Raw genomic sequence first — 9990 nt, forward strand, 5'->3', positions numbered from 1 at the left:
AAAAAAATTTATAAAACTTAAAATGAAAATCATTATACATTAATAATTAAATATTTAAAAAAAAATAATATGAACTCAGTAGAAAATCATACTCCTTTTTAAAATAAAATAGGATTTTCATGAATGGAGGAAAAAAGTTATGAAACTTAAAAATTCTCACATTTTATTAATAATTACTGCAATTATATTATTAATAAGTTTAGGTGCTGTTAGCGCGAATGAAGTTTCAACAAATCCCATATCCAATAATGGAACAAATATTGATTCTGAAAATGATGTTACAACCCCTAAAATAGATACTGAAATTGTTTCTGAAGATATTAAAATAAAAGACACCGAAACAATAGAAATAAATGCGACTATAAAAGACGATAACTCAAATAAAATATCTGGAATTACTAATGAAAATTTAACAGTTATTGAAGAAAATAAGAGTATAAAATTTAATTATGATGAATCAAAGATAACTATTCTTGATGATTTATCAATTGGAAATCATAATCTGACCATTAAATATCTCGGCAATGAAATTTATTCCAATTCTACAACCAATATCATTTTATCAATATTTGGTAATTATACCCTAGAAACACCATCTTCTATCAATGTGAACAGTAGTAAAATCGTCGAAATACCTCTTAATATTACAAATGGTGTTGATATTAAAGAGATAAGTGCAGATGACTTCAATATTACTATAAAATACAAAGATGGAAATGTCATTAAAGTACTCGACATATCTGATTTAAGGCTAGAAAATAATAAGCTTATTTTTATATACACACTAGCAAATAATATAACTTCATCAAATATGACTATTATTTATAATGGTGAAGAGAAACTTAACAAAACCCTCAGATTGAATAGAATTTATAACACTAAAATCGAAGTAGTGAATAATAAAAACCAATACAACAATGGTAATTTTACATTTAGAGTAATTGATATTGATACTAATGAAATATTATCCTGTGCAAACGTAACTTTATCTATTCCAATTACTGCTACCATTGGCAATAATATTAATATGGTTAATACCATAAAAGTTTCTGGAATAACCGATGAGCACGGAATTGTATCATTTAAAAATACTGATTTCTATTTACGGTATGATACTTATTATTTCTTTATGGGTGTTGGCAACCATACTGCTGAATTATCAACTAATGGAATATATAAATCAACAAATACCAAATTTAATTTAACTATTGAACAAGCACAAATCAACATTAAAATTGATCCATTTAAAGAAGAATACGGAACCCAAAAAAAAGTAACTATTACAGTTACAAATGCTAAAAACGGAGAACCAGTTCCATACACATGGATTCATTTATATATACCTGGGACTTCAAAGATAGATTATTACTTCCAAACTAACAAAAATGGACAGGCTACTGTATCTGTTAACCAATTAACTAGTGGAACTTATCCTATTACCGCAAGTAACAATGATACTAAAAATATAGCATATAATAATGCTAGCGGAAAAATAATTATCCCACCGAAATCTGTTAAATTAACTGCTACTTCTAAATTGACCATTTATTACAACACTGGATCTACTGTAACTATCAAAGTTACAGATAAAAATGGTAAAGCAATATCCGAAGCATATATACTTGTCCAATTATACACAGGTTCAAAATCATCAAATTATCTTCTTAAAACAGATAAAAACGGAAATGCCAAAATTTCAGCTCCACTAAATGTTGGAAAAAACAAAATGGTTGTAAGTACTGCAGATAAGAGATATAGTGGAAGTTCAATAACTAAATATATCACAGTCTACAGATCTACTGCAAAAATCAGTGCACCAAAAACAACAGCATACTACAAACAAGGAAGATACTTAACCATAAAATTAGTTAACACAAAGAGAAGTAATGCTCCAATTTATAATGCAAAACTTAACATTAGAGTTTACATATCTTCTTACAGATATTACAACTATAATGGAAATACTGGTGCTGATGGTACACTAAAATTATTAATTAACCTCAAACCTGGGACTTATAAAGTTGAAGTAAGAGGTGCCGATTCAAAGAACTATGTTGCAAGCAAAGTTTCATCCAAGATTGTAGTATTAAAAGCTCCAACAAAATTAACTCCAGCGAAATTAACCGCTAAAAAAGGAAAAACAACATACTTCAAGGTTACTGCGAAAAACACCAAAACTAATAAAATAATTTCAGGAGTTAAAATAACAATCAAAGTGTATACTGGTAAAAAATATAAGACTTACACAATAACAACAAATTCAAAAGGAATAGCATACTTTAATGTAAAATCATTAAGCCTTGGAACTCATAAAGTTATTGTGAGCTCTGCAAACAAGTATTGTGTTGCAAAATCTGCTACATCTTATATAAAAATAACTAAATAAATTTAAAAGAGAATTAATTTTCTCTTATTCTTTTTCTTTTTTGTATTTCGCATAAAAACCATCAGTATCTGCATATATTGCATAAAATCCATATTTTTCAGCCATTTTTATGGATGATTTAATATATTGTCTTCCCCAAGAAGTAATTGCTTTTGCGCATTCAAATGAATACCATCTAAATCTTGGAAATCCATAAATACCATACATAGTATTTGCTAGTCTTTTAATTGCTTGCTGTTGCACATCTAATGCTTTTCTTTCAGTCTCATCACTAGCTGCTTTCATTTCACGTTTGATTCTAAAACGTTCTTGCAATATCTTATCAATAACTGATGGAATAAAACCTTTTGGCTCTTTTTTAAATTTAATACCATGTTCGGGAGATATGTTGTATTCCTCTTCATTATCAATATCATCTAAATACATCACATCAGGAGATATGTTCTTTGATATAATGATACTTGGATATAGACTCCTAAAATCGAATTGAACAAGATTTTCATGCAAACCCTTTTCAGGCTCTCTAACGTAACCCCCCTCATTCTCATCAGCAGCCCGATTTGCAAAATTAGATCCTTTCTTATTTGGAACTACTTCATTATCAAAATAAGCTTGTTTTACTAAAAACCATTCTGCCTGCTGACCAGTAGCCATACGAGAAACATCAAATAAAGGTTGACCTATAATACGAGTAAGTTCTAAATTAAGAGGTAAAGTCTGCTGTGCAATCTTTAATGTTGAGACAACATCATCAAGAGAATAATCAAATAAATTATCTAGTTCTTCGCCTTCATTATCCCAGAACTCCCAAATTCTATCTCCAGGAACATCAATCTTCTCTTCGCCAAATAATTCATAATAAACCCTCTCAAGAGTATATCTTTCAAGAGCCATATATCTCCTCATAACCAAGTATAAGTCAACATGTATCAAACCTTTAAAAGATGCAGCATTAGTAAATCCTCTCCTAATGAATTTAACATTAGAACCATCCATTCCAATATCTAAATCAACACCTAATATTTTGGCTCTATCCTTAAGATATGGAAAATCAAAGTTATCTGAATTATAACCAACAATAATATCAATATTATTCTCTTTAATAATTTTAACAAATTCTTCAATCATTTCTTTTTCAGATTCCACCTGATTTACAAAATCCTCTCGGGAATCAGAATTGGTTTTAGTTGAAATTACCTGATTAATTCCAAAATTACTGGAAACACCAATCATGATAATTTCATCAACTTCTGAATTTGGCATTCCATGAGGATTTCTAACTTCCAAATCAAAACTCAAAATACGGAAATCTTGAGGATAATCTTGAGTACGTTCTAGTTCCTCAGTAAGTTTAATAATCTCAATATCTTGTTTATTTGAGTTCAAATCAAGGAATGAATCAAGTTTATCTCCAATAGCAACTACTTCAGTCATTGGAATAACATCACGATCCATTAGATATCTCCTGTAAAATGGAATATCAAATTCCCTAATTTGAATTACACTTTCCAAATCTCTTAGTGCATCCCTATGATTTGCAAGTTCCTGAGGATGCCTAAAAATTACCTTCAGGAATTCATTTTCAATTTGAAAATCTTTCTTGATTACTTTTTCAATACGAACATTATCTATATTATCCTGGATTTCATCAATGCACCTTTCCAAATCATCGGAAACAACATATAGATATGGTTCAAAAGTATCATCAAGTAATATGATATTTTTATCACCATCTTTTGAAAATAACCGAATGACTGGCTTATCTTCGTAAGTAACATAATCAATATCTAAGATAACAACATTCCTTTGCATTTATTCATCTCCCATGAGATATTCTTTTCTATAACTATCTAAAACTGTGTATGTTATTCCTAAAATTAAAGGACCTGCAATAAAACCAACAATCCCATATACTAAAGGACCTGCTAAGAACCCTACAAGTAAAATTAAAGGATGAATATCTGCATAATGACTTGAAAGAGCTGGTCTGATATACATATCAACACCACTTAAGAAAAATCCAAACAATAATACCACTACTGCCCTCGGATAATTTCCACTTATCACATCAATGAAAAATAAAGTCCAATAAATTGGCCATGGTCCAAATATTGGGATTAATTGTAAAATACCAGTTAAGACTCCTAAAAATGCTCCAAATGGATAACCTAAAATAGAATAACCAATACATCCAAAAATTCCAATTATTATAGCTGTTAAAAAGTGACCATAAAATATGCTTCTCAATACATTTTTTATATCCTCAATAGTTTTATCAAAAAAATTGATAGAATCATCAGGAATGAAACTTTTAATAAATTTTAAACACTTATCCCCATCCCTAACGAAATAAAATACTGAACAAACTAAAATAAATAAATCCAAACTAAGATTAGCAAACTTACTTACAATACTCACACTATAATTCATAACATAACTTATAATTGTCTCAAACGAAGAAGTAACAGATTGAGAAAGTTCATTTGGATTAACATTAATGTGTAAATAATTTATACATTGAGAAATGAATTGATTAATATCCAAAATAGAACCAGATGTGATTATAGTTGATACAACAGAATAGAGTTCATATGAAATATATCCTACAAGAACAATTAATGGAATTATCACCGTAATCATTGCAATTATTATAGAAACAGAGGAATATTTTAATTTTGATTGAATCTTAAAAGCTATTGGCTTGATTAAATAAGCCAGAATAGCTCCTAGAACAATCATTTTCAAAGCAGGAAAAATGAATATTAATGAAATAATTAATAAAAAACAAATTAAAAAAACTGGAAATGTCAAATGTTTCTTAATATCAATTTCCATTTTATCAACCTTAATTAATATTTAACACCAGAAGCATCTCTTCTGTATTTTCCAAACTCAGTTATTTGATTTATTTTATCATTTTCAAAAACAGGACCTTCAACACAAATTCTCCAACCTTCGTTATCAACACAACATTGACCACATATTCCAAGAGCACATTTCATATATCTCTCAAGAGAATATTGACCTGGGATTTCAGCATCTTCAAGGATATCATAGATTCCTTTCATCATTATTTCAGGACCACAAACAAACGCATAATCAAAAGTAGAATTTTTAAGCAATTCAACAGTACAATCAGTTGCAAAACCTTTAAATCCTAGACTTCCATCATCAGTACAATGATGAATGTTAGCACCCAACTTTTCAAGTGAATCACAATATAACAATTCATCTTTAGTAATAGCTGCTGCAACAACGTCTATTTTATTTCCTTTTTTGATTAAATCATTAACAATTGCATTGATAGGAGCCATTCCAACACCCCCTCCAATCGCTAAGATTCTTTTACCTTCAAATGAATTATCAAATCCATTACCATAACTACCTCTAACACCTATTTGATCTCCAACTTTTAAGTCATGTAATTGGGATGTGAATTCACCAATATTTTTAACAGTGATAGCTAATTCATCATCATTAATTTGGGCAATTGACATTGGTTTTTCATTTTTAAAATTCCAAACCATTAAGAATTCACCAGGATTTGGCTTTCCTAATGTTTCCATATCCCAATTGAATTTAAAAGTTTTAATTGTAGGAGTTTCATCAATAATTTCAGTTATTTCAACAATCTTCGGTTCGTTAATCATAATTACAACTCCTTATGTGCAAGTCCAACCATTTCATCTATAGATGAAAATCCTTTTTCAACCATGAATTTTTCTAAACCTTCATTAATATGACTAAATACATCAACACCTTCATCCATAATGGCAGTACCTATTTGAACTGCTCTTGCACCAGCATAAATGAATTCTACAACATCTTCCCAATTATAAATTCCACCAACACCAATCAATGGAATATCAACTGCTTCATAAACAGAATAAACATTACTAATAGCAATCGGTTTAATTGGACGACCACTCATACCACCGAATTTATTAGATAAAACTGGGCGAGCAATATCAATATTAATTTTCATACCCGGTCCTAATGTATTAATTAAAGATAAACAATCAGCACCAGCATCTTCACAGGTTTTTGCAATTTCAGTAATGTCGGCGACATTAGGTGTTAATTTAGCGATAATTGGTATATCAGAAGCATCTTTTGCCGCTGAAACAATCTTGTAGCTTAAATTACAATCCTGACCAATAGAAGCACCATAACCATCCATTGCATGAGGACAGGAAATGTTTAACTCAATCATGTCAACAAGTTCCTGAATCTCACCGACTAATGAGGAAAACTCCTCAGGGGTTGCTCCATAAATTGAAGCAATTACAACATCATCTTTTCTTTCAATTTTTTTCAATTCTTCTTTAAAATTATCAACACCAGGATTTGAAAGACCAATTGCATTAATAATACCCCCTTCAACTGCAACAGTTGTAGGATTGACATATCCTGGATGAGGATTTAAAGAAAAAGATTTTGAAACAACTCCTCCAGCACCTGATTTTAAAACCCAATTCAATGATGAAGCATTACTTCCCAAGATTCCTGCAGCTAACATCAAAGGATTTCTAAATTCAACTCCACAAATATTAGTATTTAACATGATATCAACTTTGTAATTAATTATTTAATTAGTTTTTGTTAATTTATCAATTATATCTTGATATTTTTCATTTTGTAATTTTAAACTAATTATATTAGTTTTATTGGATTTGATTATTTCTTCTTTGGATTTAAATAAATTTGAAATTTGTTCATCTTGTTTTTCAATAATAGAATCTTTTTGTTTTAATAAATCTTCATATGTTTTAGAGATTTTTCTAAGTTGAGTTTCAAGATTTATAGTATTGTTATTTACCTGAGTTTTATAATCATCAATTAGAGATCTAAGATATCTAACTTGATCTTGCTTGTCCTCAATGATAACATCTTTTTCCTTAATTTTCTCTGATAAATCATCTAATTCATTCATTGTAGCTTTATCATAATTTATTTTTGTATCAAGTTTATCTTCCAAATTTTTCTTTTGATATTTTAATTTTGTTGCATATAATTTCAGTTTATTGATTTCCTCTTTTTTATTTTCTAACTCAATATTAAGCTCATCAATTTCAGCATTTTTAAGTTCCAATTCATATTTTAAATCACTATAATTCTCATCTGACATAATCTCAAATCCAAAAAGATAAAATAATATACTAATTTTATTATTTTTAGATAAATTAAATCTTCGTATAACATGAAAATACTTATTAAAAATAAAAAAAATATTTAATTTTATGGAATGTTATATAACTTACTCAGTTAAAGGGTTTTTAGCTTTTAATAGTGAAAATGAGATAATATCCGAAAAATTATTTCCTGAAGATAAAATAATTGATAGATTAGCTGAAATTAATGATAAAAAAATAGTTAAAGAAGAATTAGAAATAATTGAGGAAGTATCTGCCAATTATGATAAAATTATCATTGAATCAAACAAAAGACGTTCTGATTATGGCAATGAAAAAATAATTGTAAAAACACCAAATCAAGGTGGAGATTATTTAAGAAACAATTATGATAAATTTGGACTCAATTCAGAAGAAATAACCTCAATTTATAGAAGTTTAGCAATTTATAAAATCAAAGAATCAGCTTCCCAAGATAAACATTTAATACAAGCTATTAACTCCATTGATGAAATTGATGAAAGTATTTCTAAATTAATTGAAAGAATTAGAGAATGGTATGCTCTTTATTTCCCTGAAATGGATGTTATTCACAATAATGAAACATACATCAAATTAATATCACAAAATAAAACAAAAGAAAAAATCATTAAAGCAAAACCTGATGCATTTCCAAGTGATATTATTGATCTTGAAGAAGACATAAATCCTTTAGATTTGGAAATTATGAATAACTATGCTAATTCTATTTATGAACTCCAAAAATCCAGAAAGAACATGGAAAATTATATTGACGAAAAAATGGAATCAATTGCACCTAACTTAAAACTTTTAGTTGGATCATCTCTTGGTGCAAAATTAATTTCCCATGCTGGAGGAATTAAAAGACTTGCAACCTACCCATCAAGTACAGTTCAAATAATGGGTGCTGAAAAAGCATTATTTAGACATTTGAAAAGTGGAGATAGACCACCAAAATATGGATTAATCTACCAACATCCCCAAGTAAGAGGTGCAAAATGGTGGAATCGTGGAAAAATTGCAAGAATGCTTGCTGGAATGATATCCTTAGCTGTTAGAAGAGATGTATTTACTAAAACTTTTGATGAAAATGTTGCAGATGAATTCACATCAAAGGTCCAGCAAATAGAGAAAGACAATCCATTTCCAACAAAAACAACAAAAAGAAGGAATGAAGAACGCTCAAAACCTAAAAATAACAAGAAAAAAGGAAAAAAAGGAAAAAAGAAAAAAAGGAGGTAAATTATGAATGTTTATTTTAAAGATGGGAATATAGCAACTAAAAATCTTAATCCTGGAACATCAGTTTATGGAGAAGAATTAGTTCAAGAAGACGTAGAATACAGAATATGGAATCCTAGACGTTCAAAATTATCTGCAGCCCTATTAAATGGATTAGAAAATTTAAAGCTTGAAAATACCTCAAAAGTGTTATACCTTGGTGCGTCAACTGGAACAACAGTTTCACACATTTCTGATATTGTAATCAACGGAAGAATTTATGCAGTTGAATTTTCACCAACAACAGCTAAGAAATTGGTTCAACTTTCACGTCAAAGACTTAATATTGCTCCGATTTTAGGAGATGCAACAAAACCCAAAGGATATCTTAATATTGTTGAAAAGGTAGACTTAGTGTACTGTGATGTAGCCCAACCGACACAAACCGAATTATTTATGAAAAATATCAACATGTTTGCAAAAGATGATGCACAGGGACTTATAACAATTAAAGCTAGAAGTATTGACGTAGTACAAAAACCTAAAAAGATTTTCAAGGAACAAGAAAAGAAATTGAAAGAAAAAGGTTTTAAGATTGTTGAAAAAGTGAAACTGGAACCTTACGAAAAAGACCATATTGCATTATTAGTAGAGAAAAATTTTTAAAAAAAATCAGCTAATTTTCAGCATCAAATAAGCCAAAAAATAGTTATAAGAAATAAAAAAAGATACTACAAAAAAACTAAAAAAGTATTACCTAGATACCTTTTTATACTAGAAAATTAAGAATTATGTATGCTAATGCAAATAAAACAAAAGTTCATTAAAGTGTCCTTTAGGTTGATTCACTCTATTAATCACTCCATTTGACTAAAGCCTAAAGGCATGAACTTGTTTTATAAAAATACTGTTTTTTAAATGACTTTTTTTAAAAGATTGTTTTACTTATTTTAATTAAAAAAAGTATTACTCACATGACTTTAAATTATATATAGATTTATTTATTAAATTAAAAATTTAATTCATTGAAAAGACAACACTAAAATTAATTTTTAATAGAATACACTTTTCAAATTGCCTAATAACATTACATGAAAATAACAATGATAAATTTAACTAATTTTACCATAGTTTAATATTTTCAATGAAAATTATAATAAAACCAGAAATGGATTAGAAAAAGATTCCATTAAATGAAAAATATGAGTAATTAAAAATATATTTTATATA

8 protein-coding genes are annotated in these 9990 nt (G+C 28.3%); 3 read left to right on the forward strand and 5 right to left on the reverse strand.

What is annotated here, in order from left to right; translation table 11 throughout:
- Positions 1 to 139: 139 nt before the first annotated feature.
- On the forward strand, positions 140 to 2386 hold the full coding sequence (locus tag ACR0P1_RS03685; RefSeq protein WP_432645055.1) for a hypothetical protein: 2247 nt from the start codon (positions 140 to 142) through the stop codon (positions 2384 to 2386).
- A gap of 24 nt (positions 2387 to 2410) precedes the next feature.
- Here the strand turns inward: ACR0P1_RS03685 and ACR0P1_RS03690 are convergent, their stop codons facing one another.
- From ACR0P1_RS03690 to ACR0P1_RS03710, 5 genes are read right to left on the reverse strand one after another with little or no spacing between them, the layout of a single operon-like run.
- A complete protein-coding gene (locus ACR0P1_RS03690; protein ID WP_432645056.1) occupies positions 2411 to 4198 on the reverse strand; it encodes a DNA polymerase domain-containing protein in 1788 nt (595 codons plus the stop codon).
- Positions 4199 to 5221, reverse strand: coding sequence for an AI-2E family transporter (locus tag ACR0P1_RS03695; protein ID WP_432645057.1), 1023 nt, complete (start codon positions 5219 to 5221; stop codon positions 4199 to 4201).
- Between the two features lie 14 nt (positions 5222 to 5235).
- Positions 5236 to 6036 carry a dihydroorotate dehydrogenase electron transfer subunit gene (locus tag ACR0P1_RS03700; RefSeq protein WP_432645058.1) on the reverse strand — a complete coding sequence of 267 codons (801 nt, stop codon included), beginning with the start codon at positions 6034 to 6036 and terminating at the stop codon, positions 5236 to 5238.
- Positions 6037 to 6038: 2 nt separating this feature from the next.
- On the reverse strand, positions 6039 to 6950 hold the full coding sequence (locus tag ACR0P1_RS03705) for a dihydroorotate dehydrogenase (RefSeq protein ID WP_432645059.1): 912 nt from the start codon (positions 6948 to 6950) through the stop codon (positions 6039 to 6041).
- A 24-nt stretch (positions 6951 to 6974) separates the two neighbouring features.
- Positions 6975 to 7514 carry a coiled-coil domain-containing protein gene (locus ACR0P1_RS03710; protein WP_432645060.1) on the reverse strand — a complete coding sequence of 180 codons (540 nt, stop codon included), beginning with the start codon at positions 7512 to 7514 and terminating at the stop codon, positions 6975 to 6977.
- 112 nt (positions 7515 to 7626) lie between these two features.
- On the opposite strand from ACR0P1_RS03710, the gene ACR0P1_RS03715 reads away from it, so the two are divergent.
- Together ACR0P1_RS03715 and ACR0P1_RS03720 are read left to right on the forward strand one after the other, a co-directional pair.
- On the forward strand, positions 7627 to 8781 hold the full coding sequence (locus ACR0P1_RS03715; protein WP_432645061.1) for an NOP5/NOP56 family protein: 1155 nt from the start codon (positions 7627 to 7629) through the stop codon (positions 8779 to 8781).
- Between the two features lie 3 nt (positions 8782 to 8784).
- Positions 8785 to 9426 carry a fibrillarin-like rRNA/tRNA 2'-O-methyltransferase gene (locus ACR0P1_RS03720; RefSeq protein WP_432645062.1) on the forward strand — a complete coding sequence of 214 codons (642 nt, stop codon included), beginning with the start codon at positions 8785 to 8787 and terminating at the stop codon, positions 9424 to 9426.
- Positions 9427 to 9990 lie beyond the last annotated feature (564 nt).

This window comes from Methanobrevibacter sp., assembly GCF_050872065.1.
In the GTDB taxonomy this organism is placed as follows: Archaea; Methanobacteriota; Methanobacteria; order Methanobacteriales; family Methanobacteriaceae; genus Methanocatella.